Annotated in this window: 19 protein-coding genes; 9 read left to right on the forward strand and 10 right to left on the reverse strand. The window is 44.3% G+C overall.

The window, feature by feature from the left end; genetic code table 11:
- Positions 1-38: 38 nt before the first annotated feature.
- Both DYD21_RS07370 and DYD21_RS07375 read right to left on the reverse strand, forming a co-directional pair.
- A complete protein-coding gene (locus DYD21_RS07370; protein WP_116034758.1) occupies positions 39-383 on the reverse strand; it encodes a TM2 domain-containing protein in 345 nt (114 codons plus the stop codon).
- Positions 383-688 (reverse strand): DUF2752 domain-containing protein, encoded by a 306-nt coding sequence (locus tag DYD21_RS07375; RefSeq protein ID WP_116034760.1) that lies wholly within the window; start codon positions 686-688, stop codon positions 383-385. Before DYD21_RS07375 ends, DYD21_RS07370 begins: the two co-directional genes overlap by 1 nt.
- A 128-nt stretch (positions 689-816) precedes the next feature.
- Here DYD21_RS07375 and DYD21_RS07380 point away from each other — a divergent pair, with 128 nt between their 5' ends.
- From DYD21_RS07380 to DYD21_RS07400, 5 genes are all read left to right on the forward strand, one after another.
- The gene (locus DYD21_RS07380) at positions 817-2,844 is read left to right on the forward strand and encodes a TonB-dependent receptor domain-containing protein (RefSeq protein ID WP_158551446.1); all 2,028 of its coding nucleotides are present in this window, start codon (positions 817-819) and stop codon (positions 2,842-2,844) included.
- A gap of 290 nt (positions 2,845-3,134) precedes the next feature.
- Positions 3,135-3,731 carry a hypothetical protein gene (locus DYD21_RS07385; protein ID WP_158551447.1) on the forward strand — a complete coding sequence of 199 codons (597 nt, stop codon included), beginning with the start codon at positions 3,135-3,137 and terminating at the stop codon, positions 3,729-3,731.
- Between the two features lie 205 nt (positions 3,732-3,936).
- Positions 3,937-4,152: a cold-shock protein gene (locus DYD21_RS07390; RefSeq protein WP_116034766.1), complete on the forward strand. Its 216-nt coding sequence runs from the start codon at positions 3,937-3,939 to the stop codon at positions 4,150-4,152.
- Positions 4,153-4,203: 51 nt separating this feature from the next.
- Positions 4,204-4,524, forward strand: coding sequence for a hypothetical protein (locus DYD21_RS07395; RefSeq protein WP_147303518.1), 321 nt, complete (start codon positions 4,204-4,206; stop codon positions 4,522-4,524).
- Complete coding sequence (locus DYD21_RS07400) at positions 4,521-5,156, forward strand: acyloxyacyl hydrolase (protein WP_116034771.1); 636 nt, start codon at positions 4,521-4,523, stop codon at positions 5,154-5,156. Before DYD21_RS07395 ends, DYD21_RS07400 begins: the two co-directional genes overlap by 4 nt.
- 288 nt (positions 5,157-5,444) lie before the next feature.
- Here the strand turns inward: DYD21_RS07400 and DYD21_RS07405 are convergent, their stop codons facing one another.
- Complete coding sequence (locus DYD21_RS07405) at positions 5,445-6,248, reverse strand: sulfite exporter TauE/SafE family protein (protein WP_116034773.1); 804 nt, start codon at positions 6,246-6,248, stop codon at positions 5,445-5,447.
- Positions 6,245-7,033 carry a PhzF family phenazine biosynthesis protein gene (locus DYD21_RS07410; protein ID WP_116034775.1) on the reverse strand — a complete coding sequence of 263 codons (789 nt, stop codon included), beginning with the start codon at positions 7,031-7,033 and terminating at the stop codon, positions 6,245-6,247. Before DYD21_RS07410 ends, DYD21_RS07405 begins: the two co-directional genes overlap by 4 nt.
- 224 nt (positions 7,034-7,257) lie before the next feature.
- Between DYD21_RS07410 and DYD21_RS07415 the strand changes: the two genes are divergently transcribed.
- Complete coding sequence (locus DYD21_RS07415; RefSeq protein WP_116034777.1) at positions 7,258-9,657, forward strand: endonuclease MutS2; 2,400 nt, start codon at positions 7,258-7,260, stop codon at positions 9,655-9,657.
- A 263-nt stretch (positions 9,658-9,920) separates the two neighbouring features.
- Here the strand turns inward: DYD21_RS07415 and DYD21_RS07420 are convergent, their stop codons facing one another.
- From DYD21_RS07420 to DYD21_RS07430, 3 genes are all read right to left on the reverse strand, one after another.
- Entirely contained in the window at positions 9,921-10,670 is a 750-nt protein-coding gene (locus DYD21_RS07420) for a hypothetical protein (RefSeq protein WP_147303519.1), read from the reverse strand.
- A 172-nt stretch (positions 10,671-10,842) separates the two neighbouring features.
- Positions 10,843-11,988 carry a BamA/TamA family outer membrane protein gene (locus tag DYD21_RS07425; protein ID WP_116034781.1) on the reverse strand — a complete coding sequence of 382 codons (1,146 nt, stop codon included), beginning with the start codon at positions 11,986-11,988 and terminating at the stop codon, positions 10,843-10,845.
- Positions 11,985-12,347: a carboxymuconolactone decarboxylase family protein gene (locus DYD21_RS07430; protein ID WP_116034783.1), complete on the reverse strand. Its 363-nt coding sequence runs from the start codon at positions 12,345-12,347 to the stop codon at positions 11,985-11,987. Before DYD21_RS07430 ends, DYD21_RS07425 begins: the two co-directional genes overlap by 4 nt.
- Positions 12,348-12,633: 286 nt before the next feature.
- On the opposite strand from DYD21_RS07430, the gene DYD21_RS07435 reads away from it, so the two are divergent.
- Positions 12,634-14,142 carry a hypothetical protein gene (locus DYD21_RS07435; protein ID WP_116034785.1) on the forward strand — a complete coding sequence of 503 codons (1,509 nt, stop codon included), beginning with the start codon at positions 12,634-12,636 and terminating at the stop codon, positions 14,140-14,142.
- A 643-nt stretch (positions 14,143-14,785) separates the two neighbouring features.
- On the opposite strand, the gene hemG is transcribed toward DYD21_RS07435, so the two are convergent.
- Entirely contained in the window at positions 14,786-16,123 is a 1,338-nt protein-coding gene (gene hemG / locus DYD21_RS07440) for a protoporphyrinogen oxidase (protein WP_116034788.1), read from the reverse strand.
- A 152-nt stretch (positions 16,124-16,275) separates the two neighbouring features.
- On the opposite strand from hemG, the gene DYD21_RS07445 reads away from it, so the two are divergent.
- Entirely contained in the window at positions 16,276-18,513 is a 2,238-nt protein-coding gene (locus tag DYD21_RS07445; RefSeq protein WP_116034790.1) for a TonB-dependent receptor domain-containing protein, read from the forward strand.
- Positions 18,514-18,694: 181 nt separating this feature from the next.
- Positions 18,695-19,528, forward strand: coding sequence for an SDR family oxidoreductase (locus DYD21_RS07450; protein ID WP_116034793.1), 834 nt, complete (start codon positions 18,695-18,697; stop codon positions 19,526-19,528).
- Here DYD21_RS07450 and DYD21_RS07455 read toward each other — a convergent pair.
- Entirely contained in the window at positions 19,516-20,208 is a 693-nt protein-coding gene (locus tag DYD21_RS07455) for a metal-dependent transcriptional regulator (protein WP_116034795.1), read from the reverse strand. The genes DYD21_RS07450 and DYD21_RS07455 overlap by 13 nt on opposite strands.
- Before the next feature lie 26 nt (positions 20,209-20,234).
- Complete coding sequence (locus DYD21_RS07460) at positions 20,235-20,720, reverse strand: thioredoxin fold domain-containing protein (protein WP_116034797.1); 486 nt, start codon at positions 20,718-20,720, stop codon at positions 20,235-20,237.
- Positions 20,721-20,745: the final 25 nt, after the last annotated feature.

The following is a 20,745-nucleotide window of genomic DNA, read 5'->3' on the forward strand; positions in this document are numbered from 1 at the left end:
TTCAACAGATTCTCGGATTTTTGCCTCGTGTTCACCATCTATTCTATATCCTGCAAAATTTGCAATGCCTGTTTTCGATTGTATTCAAAACTAAACGTTTTATAATTGATCATGTCCACGATTGTTCCAACCCCGCAAAAGCCAATTGTAACTATATAAAGCAGTCCAATACCGATATGACCAACAAAAAACCTGTGTATGCCGGCAATACCGAAAAACCCTAGCATAGCAAGGATCAAAAACAACAGCGGGTCTTTTCTCCTGGCACGATAACTCGCCTTAAACACCTCAAACTGCTCTTCGTCTAAATCTTTAACAGAGTTATACACATACTGTAATTCTTCTCCTTCCAGTTCGGGAAAGTGTTTCAATGCGTTTTTCATCAGCAGTTAAATAAAGTGCGGTTTCTGTTATGGATTGATATGATTCGATATAGTATAATCGCCACTGCGGGAATTCCGGCCGGGTGCATTTTGAATGATGATATGATTTCACCCCGAAAGAACAGTGAAACGGACCGGCCAAATCCTTCCCCGGGACAGAACGAAATTCCCAGGTAATTGTATACACATAGAGACGTGCCGTCTGCTGCAGGATTGATAGCCGCCATTAGTATCAAGCCGGTCAGCAGTGCAACCCATTCAAAATGTAAAAAAAAGATTCGTTGGAATGATATGGTGAAACTCATAGTATAGATGATATCAAGATCACACAATTATTAATGTACACTATCAAACGTTACGAAGGATGTACAGAATGTTACATTTTGTAATAAGAAAATTCCAAATCACGGTGAATCGGATACATAATTTACGCATGCAGAAGATAAAAGTTCTATTTCTACTCCTACCTCTTTTTCTATTCATAAGCGCAGGAGAAGCTTTCACACAAGTCGTTTCTGATACACTCCGGGCTGACCTGGAAGAAATCAAAATTGAAGCAACGTACTCCCCTATTTCTATCGGCAGTGCGCCAATGGCATTGAGCTACCGGCTGCGTAACCTTGATGATATCACAGCCAGGCCCGGTGCCACTATGGACGAGCTTACGTTCAGTATGCCCGGGATCGTGATCCAGAATCGCGAAAATTACGCTCTGGGTGAACGGATGACAATACGCGGACTCGGTTGGCGATCGCCCTTCGGTGTGCGTGGAGTGCAGGTTTTGATGGATGATCTTCCGCTTACGGTCGCTGACGGGCAAACCATTATGAACATGATCGACCCGGCCATGGTGCAGCGGGTTGAACTTCTGCGCGGCCCATCAGCTACATTCTGGGGAAATTCAAGCGGCGGAGTGCTCTACCTTTCTACAGTTCCGCCAACAGATGCCCCCATGCTTCAGTACCGGGGATATGCAGGCAGCCACGAAACAGTGAAGCAGGAGTTAAGATTCAATTACAGTGAGAACGGCACGCAGCTGTACGGATATGCAACTTACTTCGACACAGATGGATACCGGGATCACAGTGCAGCCCGCTTATTCCGGGGAAGTATTGGAGCTCAACATCAAATCAGCAACAGCGGGCGATTATCATTTAGCGCCAATTACACCTCCATGCCGAAAGCGCAGCATCCCGGGGCACTAACGGATGAAATGCTTGAAGAGAGTCCGCAGGCAGCGCGCGAAAATTTTGTAAACAGCAGTGCGGGTAAGCAATTTGACCAAGCCATGGCCGGAACATCTTATCTGCATGATTTCAATACGGGCGTGATGGAATTATCGGTTCATGGCACCTACAGAGATCTGCAAAATCCGCTCCCCTTTGGATATATCGGCCTTGAACGCTACGCTGGTGGTGCAAGGGGAACCTATTCGTTCAATAATCTTCCCTTTGAACTCGACAGTGGTTTTGAATGGAAGATACAGCAAGATGACAGGTTCGAAACAGATAACATCAATGGAGAACGCGGTGATGAAATCAGCGTTGAACAGACTGAAACTGTATCAAACCAGGCGCTGTTTCTTCGTTCCTCTGTGCCCCTTACTTCATCATTAACATTCAGTGCTGGAATTCGTGCAGACTGGATCCGGTTTGAAGGGGAAGACGGTCTTGGCGATGATCTTGAAGGCGAACGGGATTTCTTTGCGCTGAATCCCAGCGCCGGGCTGATCTACCGTTTTGGAAATTCCCAGCTTTTTGCAAATTTCAGCACCTCATTTGAGTCCCCTACCACAACTGAACTGGTCAACCGACCCGAAGGCGGCAACGGATTTAATCAAAACGTCGATCCCGAACGCGCAATCAGCCTCGAAACCGGGTTTAGAGGCTCCATTCCGGCAATCAACGCCGATTATGATGTAACGGCTTACCGCATGCAGGTCAGAGATCTGCTGCTTGGATTTCAGACAGAAACGGATGGTCCCGTATTTTTCAGAAATGAAGGTAAAACCGATCACTACGGCATTGAAACATCTATCCGTTTTTCAACACATCCGATCTATTCTCTGGAATTGATGGCGAATGTTCTTCGTGCCGTTTTTAATGGCGGAGAGTACGACGGCAATGATCTTCCCGGTGTTCCCACATTCCGAAGCGGTGCAATTCTTACCCTTCGACCCGGATCGCAAATTTTCACTATCGATTCGCGCTATACCGACCGCTATGCGGCTAACAGCGTGAACAGCAGCCTGACCGACAGCTACCTGGTCACGGATCTTAGATGGACTATAACTCCGATATCGCTCGGATCAAATGCATCTGTCAAACCATTTCTGAATGTGATGAATATCACCAACTCACGGTATGCTTCTTCCGTGAACATTGATGCATTCGGCGGCTTCTTTTTCGAACCGGGCATTGCACGCTCTTTTAATGCCGGAATTCAGATCAACTTTATGTAAATCAAATCATAACAAATTCCGGTTCTGTTTTGATATATGTGGATTAACATGCCGTTTAATGAATCCTATCTCCCTACCGATAATACATTGATCGCTGATAGGTAAAATTGAGTTTAAGACATCAGATTGTGCCTTTTACTTGAAAATATTTGTAACAAAAGGGTGCCGGAATACTCTTGTATACAAGGGGATCTGGGTGTTGCTCAAACGTTTTTAAATTCAGCAGATTCCAGTTAAAACCTGAACTTTGAACCGGTAAAAGGTCTGCCTATCAGACACAATCACACATGTTGAAGCATATCTTCTTAATTATTGTATTGATTTGCTGTTACTTTCTCTGGGAGCAGCGGCCTGTTCGTTACGGGGGTGGCATAATTGTGGAATCGAAGCCGATGGTGACCCACATTGCATTTCCAAATTCCATCGAGACTGATAATTACATCATTACACCTCGTTACCAGATAGAAGGTAAAGTTCGGGTTATTGCAAACAAACGTTACTGGTTTGACGATATGCGCCATGTATCTTCCGTAGATCTTCTACTTGCCTGGGACCGCATGTCTGATGAAGATCTTCTCAGGCGAATGCTTGTAAAAATTGATGACCGCTCCTATCACGTTCAGATGACCAAACCTCCGTTTCAGCGCGGCAATATCCATGATAACCTGATAATGGCGCACACCATACCTGCAACCGAACGAATCCAGGACAAACTGAAATCGATCCGGCGCGGACAGTTGATTCACTTCACCGGATATATTGTTGATATAGAAAACCGAATTGGAAATGAGTGGATTTCTCCTGTGCGTGATCACTGGCCACAGCAGCGTTCATCTCAATGGGTATGGTTTGAAGATCTTGAAATTATTGAAGATCCTGTAAAATGATCCCTGCGTTCTCTTTGCTAAAAATTCCTGTTTTACTCGCAAATAATAACCCTGATAAAAACACCTACGCAATAAGTCTTATCAATTTTTGCATTGTTTATTGCTAAAAAGTTTTTTACAAACTATTTTAGGCGCGATGGTTTTGATATAATTTATTATAATCAAGCTGTTGTAAACTATCACTGGGAACTAAGATGGGAATAAAATGGAAGAAGTTAGAGAAATAGGAACAGTCAAATGGTTTCATAATGGGAAAGGATACGGCTTTATCACTCGGGAAGATGGTGAAGATGTATTTGTACACTATTCAGAAATTCAATCCGACGGTTTTAGAAAACTGGCAGAAGGTCAAAAAGTTGAGTTCACAATTGCAGAGGGTGATAAAGGCCTACAGGCCAGAGAAGTCATTGAACTGCAGTAATTCTCACCTATAAAAGGGAACACCTTTTAGGTGTTCCCTATAATGAAGTTTATGCAGTGGCTAAAACAAATTGTTATTGATCTGTTTGCAATTATAGTCATTGCATTAGCAGTATTTTACGAGTCTAATTATCTCGCCTACGTTGTATATACGTATACAGTCCTGATGGTCATTGCCAGATTTTTATCCCTGGTAAGCGAGAATTTCAGTGCAATCACCAAAAAGAAAGTTTCAGAAGCCCCCCGGATTGTCTATCACATAATCTACTGTATCAATGTTCTGATATTGGGGATTGGCGGCTGGTATGTCACTGCAGGTGGCTGGATTTTTATCTGGGCTGCCGCTGCTATTGTAGACAAACGGTCATTTTGAAAAGCTTCGAAAGATCAACATATCGCCATATTTCGAACGCTCTTATCTTAGTTTTTCTCCTGTTGGGATGCGGCTCTTCACTCCTCTATGCCCAATCTGAAACGATCTCTGACACTGCAGATCACAATTCTTCAAAAATTGGTGTATCGGCTGTTTATTCACCTAACAGTTTTGCGGCATGGGGGAAAATCAAAAATAGCCAGTCATATTCTATTAAGGGACAAGTTTGGTTTACCGAGTATGAATTTCGAAACTTCAGAACAAGGTTTGGCAGTGAAATCATTATTACCCAGCACCTGGAATATCCGCTGAACGGGATTGACGGTCCGCGGGATCAGCGGCTCGGTTTTGGTTTGATACCAGTCAAATTTATGATACCAATGGGTACCTCCACCGTTCGGCCAATTACATTCTTTTCTGCCGGTTTGCTGTTTCTTAATGAAAAACTTCCCGCTGCCGACGGTGCATCATTAAACTATCTCCTCAATCTGGGTACCGGTTTGGAAATTACACTGACAGAGCGGCTCGACGTTCAAATCGGGTACAGTCTACAACATCTATCCAACGCAAACTCAGCAGGAGTTAATCCCGGAATCGATTACCACAATTTCTTTTTTACTGTCGTACTCTGATCTGGCTTTTAATCATAAGTGGTTTAATTCCCCGACCCTCTTCTGGGTCGGAAAAGATAAAAGTCCCCCTTTGAAGGGGGAAGCGAACGGAGTGAGCTGGGGGATGATCCAGTAGGCGTTGATCCAAGCAAATTAACAATTTTTATGGGCTCAAAACTCTACAAGTCATCCCCCATTGCCCCCTTCGAAGGGGGACACTCCAAAAGTAAGCTTTGTATTGACCAAAAAGTTAAGGGTTCTTAGTTGATACCTCGCGGGCTCTGCCCGAGGTAGTTCATTTACACAAGGCTATAAAATGGTATAGATCATGATCAGGGCAATAATAATGGCCAGGACAGAGAAAGCCACCTGCCTGCGATCCTGGGTCATTTTCTCTCCTAATTTTACTCCGAAAAACCCGCCGATGAATGCCCCGATAATCAAAGGGAACCCCGTACCAAAATCAACGAACCCAAGAGTAAAACCGGTTGCCCCGGCTACCTGCCCGGAAAGAAGTGCAAATTGAAGCCAGCCGGAGAGTGAAATCACGAGAACCGCAAGTGATGAAACACTGACCGCTTTTGAAATATTTATTTTATAAATCAGATTCAAAACCGGAACGACCACAACCCCGCCTCCTACTCCGGCCAGTGCCGCCACAAAACCGCCTCCTAAACCAGTTACTGCCGTTTTCTTAGTCCCAATCGCTGATGTTCGTTCGGTTACAATTTTTTCCGACTTACCCCTCCTGTAAAACATCCAGGCCACAAGAATCAAAAGACATGCAAAAAAGGTGACGAATATCTGTTCTGTATAGATCGCTGAGGTGGAAATCTGTTTACCAATAAAGACTCCTGCTGCCCCAAAAAGTCCCACTTTTATTCCCTCTCTGCCGAACATATTTTTCTGCTTAAGCTGCTGAATGGAACTGCTGGATGCTGCCGTAAATGTACAGAAAAGCGAGGTGCCAATTGTCCACGCTACGGGCTGCTCTACCCCAAGCGAAGTAAACAAAATAAAGAGCACGGGAGTAAAAAGTGTTCCGCCCCCAATGCCAAATACACCGGCGAGTATTCCGGTAAAAATTCCAATAACGATAAGAAGAAGGATCATTCGGAAATTTCGATTTTCCCGGTCATATATGTTACCGCCGGTCCGCCAATCCAGACTCTGTCATCCTTCAAAATCGTATCGAGTGTACCTCCGCGTTTCGATAGTTGTTTCGCTTTGAATTCCGTTTTTCCAAGTTTTTTACTCCAAAACGGCGTTAAAACCGTGTGGGCAGAACCTGTTACCGGATCTTCCGGAACTCCAACAGCCGGAGCAAAAAAACGGGAAACGAAATCGATGCCGCTCTCTTCGGCCTCAGCAGTAACAATCACCCCACGGACGTCCATCCGTTTTAAAATTTCAAGGTCGGGCTTCATTTTTTGAACCGTCTTCTCACTATCCACAAGAATCAAAAGGTCTACGTTCGTTCCGGTGTAGATGGGAATGCAGCCGATCGCTTCAGGCAGAAGTTTTGGAACAGATACCGGGCTGGGCGGCTGCGAGGGAAAATCGAGCCAGTAGAGGTTATCCTTCTTTTGAACATTTAACTCACCGCTGTGAGAATCAAAACGGATCTTTTCGCCGGAAAACCCAAGATGTTCAAACAGAACATGTGCCGAAGCCAGTGTTGCGTGCCCGCACAAATCAACCTCCGTTTCCGGTGTAAACCATCGAATTCCGTACCGATCTTCACTTTTTTTTACCAAAAAGGCTGTTTCAGACAGGTTATTTTCAGCCGCAATATGTTGCATATCCTCGCTATTCATCCACTTTTTTAGCGGAATAATTGCAGCCGGATTACCTTTGAAAAGCGTCTCTGTAAATGCATCAACCTGGTAAATGTCCATAGATGTCTTTGAAATTATGTGATTACTATCGGTTATTTATAAATGAAAATGATCCGTTTCGGAATAGAATATCCCGGTATTTGGTTTCCATTCACACTCGCAGAAGATACAAAACCTGAACCTTCCGAATCATACTTTTGCCTGCTTCATTGCAATTGCAGATGAATCCATAAATTCAGGTGAACACATTTCACATTATATCAAAAGATCCCGAACTTAGGGGAATGAGTCATATAATGCAGCTGCACCCATCCACAATTTCTAAAAAAATCGGGCTCGACCTGATTCTCGAACAGGCAAAATCACGTTCATACACCCCGTATGGACGTGAACGTCTTGATAAGCAGAAACCCTCCGGTGATACCGGCGAGATTAAACATCTGAACGAACTTGCATCCAACTGGATGGAAATTCTTCAGCGTGAGGGAAATCAGCCGCTCTTTCGGGTCAAAGATGTACGCCCCATTCTTGACGATAGCTATGCTGATGGCTCCATGTTGCCGCTTGATGCATTCGACATTGTGTATGATAATGCACGTCTTGCGCGAATCATCAAACAGTTTTTTAAAAATGATGAAATCCAGGCCCCGGCTGTTGATAAATACGTAAAACAGCTATTGACGCTCAAGTCTTTGGAAGATGAAATTCGCCGGGTGATTAGTGAAAATGGTGTGATGAGAGATGATGCCAGCCCGAAACTTCGGTCCATTCGCACGAAGATTAACCGAAGAAAAAGCCAGCTCAGGAAAACCATCAACCGCGTGATGAAAATTGCCCGCGAAAAAGGAATGAGTTCCGATGAAGGGCCAACCATTCGAAACGGACGGATGGTTATTCCGATACAGGCGGAGTACAAACGAAAAGTAGACGGTTTTGTTCACGATCTCTCCTCCTCCGGACAGACCGTATATGTTGAACCGGTTGAAGCGCTGCAGATCAACAACGATATCAGGGAATTTGAATCGGAAGAGAAACGCGAAATAGAGCGGATCATTCGTGACCTCACCACATCGGTACGCCAGAGTTCCGATGCGCTTCGGGCCAACATCCGTTATATCGGTCAGCTTGATGCACTTCACAGCAAAGTGGAGCTCGGCCTGAAATTAGACGGGGCGATCCCGCAGCTTTCTGATGACGGGGAACTGAACCTGATCAGCGCAAGAAACCCAAATCTTGTGTTGAAGAACAGCCTGACGGAAGAGTCGGAGCCGATCGTACCGCTCAATTTATCGCTGGAGTCAAACGAACTCGGGTTGATCATAACCGGACCCAACGCCGGGGGTAAATCAGTTGCAATGAAAACGGCCGGACTCCTCACATGCATGCATCAGATGGGATATCCAATTCCCGTTCAGCCCGACTCCACACTGCCGGTCTGTTCCGGCTTGTTTGTTGATGTGGGCGATGATCAGTCTATTGAAAATGACCTGAGTACGTTCTCTTCAAGGTTGCAGTGGATGCGTCATACGCTGGATCACGCCAAAGAAGGAGCATTGATACTGATTGATGAAGCCGGTACCGGAACCGATCCCGATGAAGGGGGCGCTCTTTTCCAGGCTTTTATTGAGCGGATGATTGAAAATGGAGCGCGGGTCATCGGCACCACTCATCACGGTTCTCTGAAAGTGTTTGCCCATGAACACCCCAATCTAATTAATGGTGCTATGGAATTTGACCAGAGTACCCTTTCCCCAACCTATCGCTTTCGCAAAGGTGTTCCCGGCAGCAGTTATGCATTTGAGATTGCCGACCGGATGAACCTTCACAAAAATGTGATGAAGCGGGCACGTGAACTGCTTGGAGATCAAAAAAACCGAATGGGTGAAATGCTTCTTTCACTCGAAAAACAGATCCAGGAAAATCAATCCGAGCATGATGAACTCCGTAATTTAAAAATTGAGGCGGAAATACGGGATGAAAAACTCAGCAAAAAACAACAGGAGTTCGACCGGGAAAAGAAAAAGATTCTGAATGATGCCTACAAAGAGGCGGACAGAATCATGCAGACTGCCAATCAACGAATTGAGGCAGCGGTTGAAAAAATTATTGCAGCCGGGAATGAGGATCGTGAGACGATCCGTGAGGCGAGGCGGGAGATCCAGGATACAAAAAAAGCTGTTCGGCGCGGTAAAGCGGATCTTGAAATTTCCATGGAAAGCAGTAAATCGTCAAAAATTCCGGAAGTGGGCGATTATGTAACTGTTGGAGAAGGCGGAACATCCGGCGAAGTTGTGGAGATATCCGGCAAACAAGTCACTATTCTTGTGAACGGGATGAAGATTAAATCAAAACTAAACAAAATCACACCTGCATCTCCACCCAAAAAGAAGAAAAAGCAGAGTACCCGAAGTTATGGCGGATCTGATAAAATTGACCTGAATGTAAAACCCCGCCTCGATATACGCGGCTATCGCGGAGATGCAGCCGTTAAAGAACTTATGCACTATATCGATAACGCCGTTGCCCGCGGAATGCAGCAGGTGGAAATCGTCCATGGAAAAGGTGACGGTATCCTGAAAAAACTCGTGCATGAACACCTCGAAAAGAGAAAAGAGATCAAAAAGTACAACCTCGCCCCATGGGAACAAGGTGGACCGGGATGCACGCTTGTGGAGCTGAAGTAGATTTCCTTTTTTGAATTAGTGCCGTGTGATCGATAATGTTGGTTAAAACCTGTCAGGTTTTTTGGGTTTATACTTCTTATCAAGGCTTTCATTCTTCAAACCTGACAGGATTAGGGTTGACATGACATAAGTATTCGGATGAGTCATCCATGAGTCAATTGATTGACCCAATGTGACTCGATTTTTCGAAAAACTCACCCGATGACGTGCCAGATTTTATTGAAGGCATTACACTAAAGCCACAGGTTTTCTTCAGTGTACGACTAACTCAAGATCTCTTTTTGGATCAGTTCCCCTATCGATGGCCAGCTCCCTTCCGCCTCAAAACCCGGCTCAATGGCCTTATCTACCAGCATTTGGGTAACACCGGCACTTCCTGAAATAATTACTTTTTCAGACAGGTTCAGGTTTGGGAAAGCCGTAACCGAACGGGTGACAGATGAGCGGTTATGAAATAAAATCACTTTTGGATCCTCATCCGAAAATTTCAGCCGATGCGATTTCAGCGTACCGGATTGCAGTTCCTTCTCGCGGCTAACGGTAAATTCTGCAACGGGCATTTGAAGTTCATGAAGCAAACCGGGCATCTCTTCAGCCTTTTCCTTGGACTTTGGATACAGAGTTTTCCCCTCTTTTGAAACCCTCAGCATAAACTCCATGATATCAATCGGGCGGGCATTCTCCCGGGGCATAATTGCAGGCACTCCGTTTTTTTCTAAGAATTGGGCAGCCGGTTTATCCATCACAAAATGGACGAGATTTTGTATGACATCCATCTGCTCATGTTCTTTCACCCATCGGATAAAATACTTCGCATTTCCGAGGCTTCCATACACAACGAATGTAAATGTATGGAGCAGTGCTTTCAGCGCGTCTGACTCCTCTCGCTGAATGAACGGTTCATATTGTTCGAGCGGTGTATGGGTGAAGAAATCCGGATTCTGATCTATCAACAGTTTTAGGTTTCCGCACATTTCAGATGGAGCTGTCACAAGAATATTTTTACTGCTCATAAAAAAGTTTAATTGTTTGTCCTGCATTTTTTTTGAAATGGAAAGAGGTTACAAACTCTCAATCAAAAGTTTTTCAGCATTGATTGGAGTTAGTAGTGTACGGTTATGAGTACGTTTTTGAATTAATGGGCTGCGTGGTAATTCCCGGTTCATTCAAATTTCAATGACTGATTTAAAAAGCGTACCCCACTCCCGCATAAATCCTGTAATCTTCCCCGGAAAAGCCGACTTCACCGCGGAAGATAAGATCGGGGCTAAATAGTGTCATTGCACCACCAACTCCCCACGTTCTTTTCCATTCGTCAAATAGTTCGTTTGAATCAAATTCAGAAAAAACGCGGCCGGTATCAAAAAACAGATGTGCACCTAACCGGATTTCATCGTCAAGAAAAGAAACGAGCCACTGCCGGAGTTCAGCCATGTAGAGCACGGAGCTGTCGCCCATAAAACGGTCCAGTGCAAACCCACGTAAGCCACGACTGCTTCCGAGTGCAGGAAGTTCCCAGAAGGGTGTATCACCAATGTTATGGCGTGCTGTAAAACGCTGCGCCAGAACGGTGTTTTCCAGCGGTGAAAGATAATAACTCAAATCAGCAAAAAGTTCATAAAACGAATAAGAACTGCCAAACAGTGAACTGCTTATATCAATACCGATTTCGTGTCGCTGACCGGATTTTGGGGCAAACTCATTTTCCCGGCTGTCAAAGAGCAGTCCGGCTCCCAGTGTATTTACCCATCCTGCATCAAAATGAGATGGCGGATCTGTATAAAAGCGAGTCTCTTCGCCATCTTCTGTAGCCGATGTGTACGATGTCTTAAGGCGCAGAGCGCCGTCAAGTGCCGATTCACCTGTAATATCAAACAGAGGTGTCCTGGCTTCAAAAGTAACAAGAGCATGCTGTTGATTTAAGTAGTAGAGCCCGTCATCCAAATCCTCTCGAGTGTAGAGTGTATTGTTTCCAATACCAAAATAACTGCGGATGGGGTTCAATTCCAGATCAACAATTGTTCGGTTCCGGATCGGGCGGCTGAACATTTCGATACGTTCATAATCAACCCGGGCGGCCCATTTTCCTTTTGTAGAACCCGTAACATCAACCATCATATTGGATAAAAAAGGACGTCTTGAATCTGCATAGTTGATTCGCTGGTAAACCCCGCCGCCGAAAAGTCCATAATCGGTCGTATAACCGACCAACGGAAAAATCGAATGCTGACTCCCCTGCCGATCGGTATCATCCATCAATTGTGCGGAAACCGGACTAAATAGGACAAATCCAATTAAAAAAACTGAAATACAGAGAATCAATCTCTTCAAAGGGCTCCTTCATTTTCAAGTGTTTCTATGGTTTGAACCGCGTGGCGTAAGTGGGGGATCACAATACTACCTCCCACTACCAGGGCAACGTTCATTGCATCGATAATTTCCTCTTTCGTTGAGCCGGAGGCAGCGCACTGCTCCAGGTGGTAATCGATACAGTCGTTGCAGCGCAAAACGGCTGATGCCACAAGCCCGAGAAGTTCTTTCGTTTGTGACGGGAGAGCACCATCGCGATATGTATTTGTATCCAAATTGAAAAACCGCTTAATTCCAAGGTGATCCAGGTCGAGAATTTTTTCATTCATTATCTGACGGGATTCTCTGAAATTTTGAAGATCACTTGACGGATTGGACATAATTTTAATCTCGTTTAATACTTAAGTTTATATCTTTGTAGATGCATCATCGTTAATGACTATTATTGCGTTGGCAACTGAGCAGTAAATCACTGCAAAACCAATGGTTTATTAGAAAGCTTTGAAATACCCATCAGTCCGCTCATACAGCGTGGAGACGGGTAGTATTGCAAAGCCCCCTATTTATGCAAAATAGAAAATGAATCAGGCACAATTGTGTTCCATTAAGTACAGTCAATTGTACACATGAAACAGAATTAGTTCCATAAGATAACAATTTCATCTCGTGTTTAGCAGACGGACTTCTTACAAACATCGGCTTGTCGCTATCGGGGATAGTATGGCACAGGGATTTAAAAACGGGGGAATCTATCGTACAGATCTCAGTTTTCCGGCCCTTCTTGCGCGAGCTTTTAAACCAAAAGTTGAATTCGAACGTCCCTCCTTCACAGCTCACACCGGTATTCCCATCAACATAGAAATGCTGGTTCGGGAAATGTCTGAAGAGTTCGGAGATGAAATTTCGTGGAATCAATACCTCAGTGCCGGAACGCATCTTTTTAAAACCCTGCGCAGAATAAAAAATCACTGGGAAGGTCAAAACAGATCCCTTCGAGTGGAACGAAATGCACCCTATCACAACCTGTCGGTGTGGGGATTTTCACTGAGTGATACCTGGCTGATAAATGAATCATACAGCCGGCAATTCATCGAAAATAACGCTCCCCGGTATACGGTATTCAGTGTTCTGCCGGATCATGCCATGCATATAACCGCGCGAATGGTTCTAAATCCTTCCTTTTCAGAAAAGTTTGAAGGTTATTCGATGATTGACAACGTAGAATGGCTCCAGAAAGATGGCGGAATTGAAAACCTGATCTGCTGTGTGGGACACAACAATATTGTGGGGGCAGTTACAAACCTGGAGCTCATTTACTCTGAAGAGCATGATCTGAATGCTCCGCATAATGAACGCACATGTACAGTTTTCCGTCCGGAACATTTTGAAGATGAACTTCGGATTCTGTATCAGAAAATCAGTAGAATTGGTGTAAATCGCGTGTTTTTACCCACACTTCCTTATTTGACAATCCCCCCTGCCATTCGTGGAGTAAATTCGGATAAAACGAAACCGAGAACCGGCTACTTTGACTACTACTCAAGGTTTTGGATCTGGGATGAGGATTTTGATCCCGACAAGCATCCGCATCTTACAAAAGAGCAAGCTATTACCCTGGATCAGCATATCGATCAGTATAACGCTATCATCCTGGAACTTGCGGATGAGTTTGGATTTCATGTAGTGCCCGTTGGGCGATATGTTCAGGCAGCGGCACGCCGGCGTATGGGTGCTGAAAATGTTCGCCCGTTTCCAGAACCATTCATTGAAGCTCTCAAAAAAAACCGTTCGACCTCCTACCTGGTTGACGAAGATGGACAACCCCGGATTTCCACCGATTACCTCAGGCTTGCGGATTCCTCAGGGAAGATTGACAGAGGTGGAATTTTTAGCCTCGACGGGCTGCATCCGTCCACTATCGGGTATGGGTTAATTGCGAATATATATAAGCAGTTTATGGAGAAAGAGGGTGTTCAATTTGATGGAAAAATAGACTGGGATTTTATCATTGAAAATGAAACCCTGGTAACCAACCCTCCACTACTGATGAATAACCTGAGACTTATGCTTCGGTTTTTAGCATTGAGCAGAGGAGAACGATTTACAAAAATCGGGCAAAATGTACTTCAGGAGGTTCTGGAGATGTTTTCATCCAGACCCACATTAGAAAAATAGGTCACTTTGGTTGGGCAGTTATGGTAATTCTGAAGATCTTGAGTCTTGCAAAACGAATCATCCATTGCGACATCAAATTTTTGGGCTGGATTAATAAGCACGAGAAATAGCATATCTTTCCCTTTCATAACTCACGGCTTCTTAGATATGGTATTTCTGAGGATCTTGAGTCTTGCAAAACAAAACACCCATTACGACATCAATTTTTGAACTGGATTCGTTGGCATGAGAAATACCATATCTTTCCTTTACACAACTAACAGCCTCTTAGATATGGTATTTCTGAAGATCTTGAGCCTTGCAAAACGAATCATCCATTGCGACATCTGGTTTTTGAACTGGATTCATTGGCATGAGAAATACCATATCTTTCCTTTTCATAACTCATAGCCTCTTAGATATGGTATTTCTGAAGGTCTTGAGTCTTGCAAAACGAATCATCCATTGTGACATCTGATTTTTGAACTGAATTAATTAGCATGAGAAATACCATATCTTTCCCTTTCATAACTCATAGCCTCTTAGATATGGTATTTCTGAAATCTTGAGCCTTGCAAAACGAATCATCCATTGCGACATCAAATTTTTGGGCTGGATTAATAAGCACGAGAAATACCATATCTCCAATTCCAGACACCTCCACTCAGCGTAGAGATTCCGCCAGCTGTAGTCCGTTTTTGATGCAGTCAGGTACCGAAATTCCGCCCCGATAGTTACCGGCCAGGTGGAGTCCCTCGTGCTTTTCCTCAAGCTCATCAAACATCTGTAACACCTCTCCATATCCAACCTGATACTGTGGTATAGCCTTGGGCCAGTAGATGTGATCTTTAAAAACAGCTTCGCCGCTGAGCCCTATCAGATCTTTTAAATCAGTCTCCGCCAGTTTTACCAGTTTTTCACTGCTCAGATTCGCTAATTTCGGCTGCCTTACCCCGCCAATAAAAACAGTTAAAAGATGGCATCCCTCAGGAGCCCGATTTTCAAACAGTGTGGATGTGAACAGTGCTCCTAAAACAGATCGATTTTCAATTTCGGGAACCAGGAAACCAAATCCATTTAACGGATGCCTTATTTGTTCTTTTTTATAACCGAGCAATAGTACTGAAATAGGCGGGTGATATACATTACGTGCCGTTTCAATCTCCAGCTTTGTAAAGGGAAAAAGTTCATCAGACCATTTATGCAGCGGGATAGTTGAAATGATATCTGAGTAGGGTCCGAAATCTCCATTTTGGGTATGAAGATTCCAACCTTGGTCCGTTTTTCTGATACTCTTGATTTCGCAATTCATAAAAGTGGTATCAAGGCGGGAAAAAAGGGTATCAGGCAGTTGCTGCATACCGTTTTTAAATGAGATCAATCGTCTTTTAACGGACGCTGTTTTGTTACGATTCATCATCCGGCGAACGGCGCCCATCAGAACAGAACCAGAAGACTGTTCAAGTTCATGTAGCAGCGGAAAACTATGTTTCAATGAAAGAACGGACGGATCACCCGCATGGATTCCGGCCACAAACGGATTTACGGCGTAATTTAGAATTTCGGTTCCAAATCGGCGCTCCACAAAATCAGCCAGCGATTCGTCATCCGGACCGCGTGAGGGAAAAGGCTCCCCGAGCAGGCGAAATTTTGCTTTTCCTGAAAATATCGGGGTTTTGATAAATGATTTAAGTGATGTCGGCAGCGGATGCATTTTGCCATTCCGTACTATAAATCGACGGGAAGCTTCCGGATTTGCCACACTGATTTCGTCAGTCAGTCCAAGCTCCATCAGGAACTCTTCAACTTCAGCATCTTTCAGCAAAAGAGTATTAGGTCCATATTCAAATTGCCATCCCTCCTCTTTTTGTGTCCGGATCGCTCCGCCGGCTACAGGTTTGCGATCAAATAGCTCAACTGTTTTTCCAATTATATTGAGTTTATATGCGGCAACCAGGCCTGTTATACCGGCTCCTAATACTGCTATCTTATTGTTGGCCATGATGATATTACGTTCTAAAGATCGGGTCAGCGACCTGCTATATTAATTTAGATTTATTCTAAATAACGTTGAACCTTAATGAATCCCGCCTTAAATTAGACTCGTTCTAAATAACTAACCCTGTTAAATTACATAATTGGTAAAAAGATACTATGAATCTGAATAAACAACTGAAAGTGATCCTGATTTTATGTTCGCTTTGTCTCACAGTTACAACTCTTTCAGCACAGGACAGAACCACGGCTGACCGTGATACTACAAACCATCTCGACAAAGTGGTGATGGATCGCGTTACTATTGTCGGTGCGCCGGTTTGGATGAATAAAATTCCGGGTGCAGCCACATATATCACAGCGGAACAGCTTCAGAAACAGAGCTATACTGATATCCACCGTGTTCTGCGGAATATCAGCGGAATTAACATTCAGGATGAAGATGGATACGGCCTTCGTCCCAATATCGGACTTCGTGGAGCCGGTGTGGAGCGAAGTTCAAAAGTGAATCTTATGGAAGATGGGGTATTGATTGCTCCTGCACCCTATTCTGCTCCGGCGGCGTATTATTTTCCTATGGTTCGCCGCATGAATACTGTGGAAGTTCGTAAAGGTTCGGCGCAGATCAAATATGGCCCCAACACCACCGGTGGTGCAATTAACCTGATTTCAACCCCAATTCCATCTGAATTTGGCGGTAATGCTGAAATGAGCATCGGTGAGAATAGTTCCAACAATCTGTATGCCAATGTTGGAGATTCATTCCAAAATTTCGGGTATATGATTGAGGGCATGCAGATTGGAACCGATGGTTTTAAAAATCTGGATGGCGGTGATAATACGGGTTTCGATATTCGCAACTTTGTAGGAAAGTTTATGGTCCGAACCAGTCCGGATGCGAGATATTATCAGCGGGCTGATTTCAAAGTGGGTTATTACGACGAGGTATCAAATGAAACGTATCTTGGACTTACCCGGGCTGATTTTGAAGAATCTCCATTTCGCCGTTATGCCGCTTCGCAAGCGGACCGCATGGATGCCGAACACCTGCAGTTTATGGCGCGACATTTCATACAGTTCTCAGAAAGACTGGATCTCACTACTACACTCTACAGAAATAATTTTTCGAGAGACTGGTATAAGCTGCAGACAATAAATGGATCATCCCCTGCAGGCGTTCTGCGTAACCCGGCACAAAACGAGGCTGCTTTGGATATCTTGCGCGGTGCAAACAGTGCTGATGATGCGCTTTCAGTACGCTCCAACAATCGCGAATATTTCTCTCAGGGTGTTGAAACTGTACTTTCCATGACTGCAGATATCGGAACGTTTCAAAATGATATTCAGCTTGGCGTGAGACTGCACCAGGATGAAGAAGACCGGTTCCAGTATGAAGATGGATACCGAATGGAGGAAGGAACTATGATTCTTACTTCACAGGGAACACCCGGAACTCAAGCGAACAGAGTAGGATCTGCAACCGCTCTTTCCGTTTTTCTGCAAGATAGAATAACGTTTAACCAATTTACCTTTACACCGGGTATTCGATACGAAAACATTCAGTTTGAAAATCGGAATTATGGATCTGCGGATCTCGACCGAACCGGAAGTGACCTATCCGTCAATGAATATTCGATCAATGTATTTGTCCCCGGAATTGGAGTTACCTACGATCTGTTAGACAACCTGACCCTCATCTCCGGAATTCATAAAGGATTTTCTCCACCGAGCCCGGGTTCATCAGCGGATACGCGTTCAGAGGAGAGTATTAACTATGAACTTGGATTTCGTTTCGCAGATGAGCGATACAACCTCGAAGTAATCGGATTCTTTAACGATTACAGCAACCTTCTTGGTTCAGATCTCGCAGCCGGAGGCGGTACAGGAACCACTGCCCAGTTCAATGCAGGTAAAGTAGAAGTTTCTGGCCTTGAAGTAGCCGCAGGCACCAACCTGATTCGTACCAACGACTCTGCGTTTTCCATTCCTGTAAACGTAAACTATACCTTTACAAACGCTACATTTAAAAATTCATTCGACAGTGATTTCAGCCCGTGGGGATCGGTAAACAGTGGTGATGAACTTCCATTCATTCCCTCCCATCAGTTCAATGCTTCAGCAGGACTGGATTACCGCCAATACAGCTTAAACCTGAATACCACCACCACAAGCCAGATGCGAACGGTTGCCGGACAGGGTACGATTCCAAACGATCAACGAACAGACAGATATTTCCTCGTAGATCTGAATACATCATACCAGGCATCAAACAATATCAATGTATTTGTAAATGTACGTAACCTGCTCGATGATACATATATCGTATCTGACAGGCCACACGGAGTTCGTCCCGGACTCCCAAGAATGTTTATGGGTGGATTGAAAATCACATTGTAAGATTATCTGATTCGTGTGATACGTCACTTTTTGTAGTATCGTGCCCAAGAATCAATGTAGGACAGTGGCTAAAATTCACTAAACACAAAAAGGGCGCGGCATTAGCAGCGCCCTTTTTTTATTTCTTTTTTTAATTACATGCAGCAGTGATTACCTTCTACTGAATCAATCAAATGTAGTAATGCAAATATCAATTTTGGGTTGCGGATGGCTTGGCTTTCCGCTTGCACAAGAGTTACTTGAAAGCGGATATAATGTAAAAGGATCAACCCGCTCAGATGAAAAATTCAGACTTCTTGAAGAAAATGGAGTTGAGGCGCATCGCCTGACCTTGCCAGAAGACCTGTCGGATTGCGGATCATCATCATCATCATTCTGGAAATCCAATACATTATTTTTGAACATCCCTCCCGGGAGAGGCACGGAAAATGTCGTGCAATCTTATACTGAAAAAATCGAATCCGTACGATCCGTTCTGGAATCCAAAAATTCTGATATTCAGCAGGTAATTTTTGCCAGCAGCACCTCAGTTTACCCTATGGAGGAAGGCTCCTTTACAGAAGAGATGACAGATATAAACAATACGAGCCGGCCTTCCGGAAAAGCTGTTCTCCGTGCGGAAGAGATCATTTGCAGTTCGGATCAGTTTGAAACCATTGTCCTCCGTTTTGGAGGATTATATGGCTACAGCCGCCATCCGGTTAAACAACTGTCTGGTCGTACCGGCATAAAATCTCCTTACAAACCGGTGAATCTTATTCATCAGCGGGACTGCATTCGAATCGTTCAGACGCTGTTGAAGAGTGAGATTAGCAGTGGAATCTATAACGCAGTTTCTGACGGCCACCCACCCCGAAAGACACTCTATCAGTCGGCTGCACGCCATTATGATGTTCCTGAACCCCAATTTGATGAGGAGAGTGATTCAATAAACCGGATTATTTTGAACGAAAAACTTAAAGAAGAGTTCGATTTCTCCTTCAACTATCCCAACCCGATGGATCACACTGCCTGAGGTTGATTTTTACTTTCGCCGGGGTATACAACAAGTATATCTTCTGCAATATTATGACCAAGTGTAACCGTTTTCCCATCCACAAGTAATTCAAGAGGACCATCGAACGGCTCTTTTTTTATTACCTTGACGTTTGATCCCGGGGTCAGGCCGTACGTATGAAGATAACGGAGCAGTTCAGGATCCTGATTTTTCACCCTTTTGACGATAATTTTTGTACTCTCATTAATTTCGGACAGCGGTTTGAGTCCAAGCCTCGGAATTTTTCCATCTTTAGAAGGGATAGGATCACCGTGCGGGTCAAACTTCGGGTCGTCCAGAAGTTCAGAAATTCTATCCTCGAACTGTTCCGAGATGTGATGCTCCAGTTTTTCAGCCTCGTCATGCACCTGATCCCAGGAGTAACCAAGCATCTCTGCAAGGTAAAGCTCAAGCAGGCGGTGATGCCGAATCATTTCGAGAGCGATTTTTTTACCTGATTCGGTTAGCTTGGTGCCGTAATAGGATTGATGCGTTGCCATTCCAAGTTCTGACAATCGCTTTACCATATTGGTTACCGAGGCATTGGCCACACCCATCTCACGGGCAAGTTCAGACGTGGGTACGCCCTTGCCATCGAGGTTTAGTTCAAGTTTGTAAATCGCTTTGAGGTAGTCTTCTACGGACTGACTTCTGCTCATGGAGGTAAATTTCGGGCTCGGTTTAACTAATTCCGGTTTCTGTACTCCTCGAAAGTATTCGATTCAAATGCATTTGTTCCAACGAAATACAGCAGATCTTCGAAAACATCGGCAGGAAGTAACCCCGGCTGCATTCCGAGCAGATCCCCATCCGGATTCATGAAGAATGTAGTTGGCAGACTTGAGCTGTTCAGCATAGCTGAAAATTCCCGCTCAGACATTTCATTGCCGAGATAGTTTACCAATTCTTCCGATTCGATATTGATCTTCACTAAGTAGTAGTGTTCGTTCACCGCTTCAATTACACCTGATTCTGTGTAAACTTCGTTGTGCATTCGTTCACAGTAGGGACACCATTCGGCATAGACATCGATCAGAACTTTTTTGTCATTCTGCCCCGCATATTCGAGAGCTCTGTCGAGTTCGGTGGGGTTCAGGGATTGGGCAGATGCCGAAACTGAATACAGCAGAAAGCCTGCAACTGCAATCAAAAAGATAATTTTATGTTTCATAGAAAATAAGATAATGAACTTCTTA

This window comes from Rhodohalobacter sp. SW132 (genome assembly GCF_003390325.1).
Lineage (GTDB): Bacteria > Bacteroidota > Rhodothermia > Balneolales > Balneolaceae > SW132.

Coding starts and splice junctions, on each gene's coding strand:
- DYD21_RS07370 (WP_116034758.1), bottom strand. CDS start 383: ATGAAAAACGCATTGAAACACTTTCCCGAACTGGAAGGAGAAGAATTA.
- DYD21_RS07375 (WP_116034760.1), bottom strand. CDS start 688: ATGAGTTTCACCATATCATTCCAACGAATCTTTTTTTTACATTTTGAA.
- DYD21_RS07380 (WP_158551446.1), top strand. CDS start 817: ATGCAGAAGATAAAAGTTCTATTTCTACTCCTACCTCTTTTTCTATTC.
- DYD21_RS07390 (WP_116034766.1), top strand. CDS start 3,937: ATGGAAGAAGTTAGAGAAATAGGAACAGTCAAATGGTTTCATAATGGG.
- DYD21_RS07395 (WP_147303518.1), top strand. CDS start 4,204: ATGCAGTGGCTAAAACAAATTGTTATTGATCTGTTTGCAATTATAGTC.
- DYD21_RS07405 (WP_116034773.1), bottom strand. CDS start 6,248: ATGATCCTTCTTCTTATCGTTATTGGAATTTTTACCGGAATACTCGCC.
- DYD21_RS07410 (WP_116034775.1), bottom strand. CDS start 7,033: ATGGACATTTACCAGGTTGATGCATTTACAGAGACGCTTTTCAAAGGT.
- DYD21_RS07415 (WP_116034777.1), top strand. CDS start 7,258: ATGAGTCATATAATGCAGCTGCACCCATCCACAATTTCTAAAAAAATC.
- DYD21_RS07420 (WP_147303519.1), bottom strand. CDS start 10,670: ATGAGCAGTAAAAATATTCTTGTGACAGCTCCATCTGAAATGTGCGGA.
- DYD21_RS07430 (WP_116034783.1), bottom strand. CDS start 12,347: ATGTCCAATCCGTCAAGTGATCTTCAAAATTTCAGAGAATCCCGTCAG.
- hemG (WP_116034788.1), bottom strand. CDS start 16,123: ATGGCCAACAATAAGATAGCAGTATTAGGAGCCGGTATAACAGGCCTG.
- DYD21_RS07445 (WP_116034790.1), top strand. CDS start 16,276: ATGAATCTGAATAAACAACTGAAAGTGATCCTGATTTTATGTTCGCTT.
- DYD21_RS07450 (WP_116034793.1), top strand. CDS start 18,695: ATGCAAATATCAATTTTGGGTTGCGGATGGCTTGGCTTTCCGCTTGCA.
- DYD21_RS07455 (WP_116034795.1), bottom strand. CDS start 20,208: ATGAGCAGAAGTCAGTCCGTAGAAGACTACCTCAAAGCGATTTACAAA.
- DYD21_RS07460 (WP_116034797.1), bottom strand. CDS start 20,720: ATGAAACATAAAATTATCTTTTTGATTGCAGTTGCAGGCTTTCTGCTG.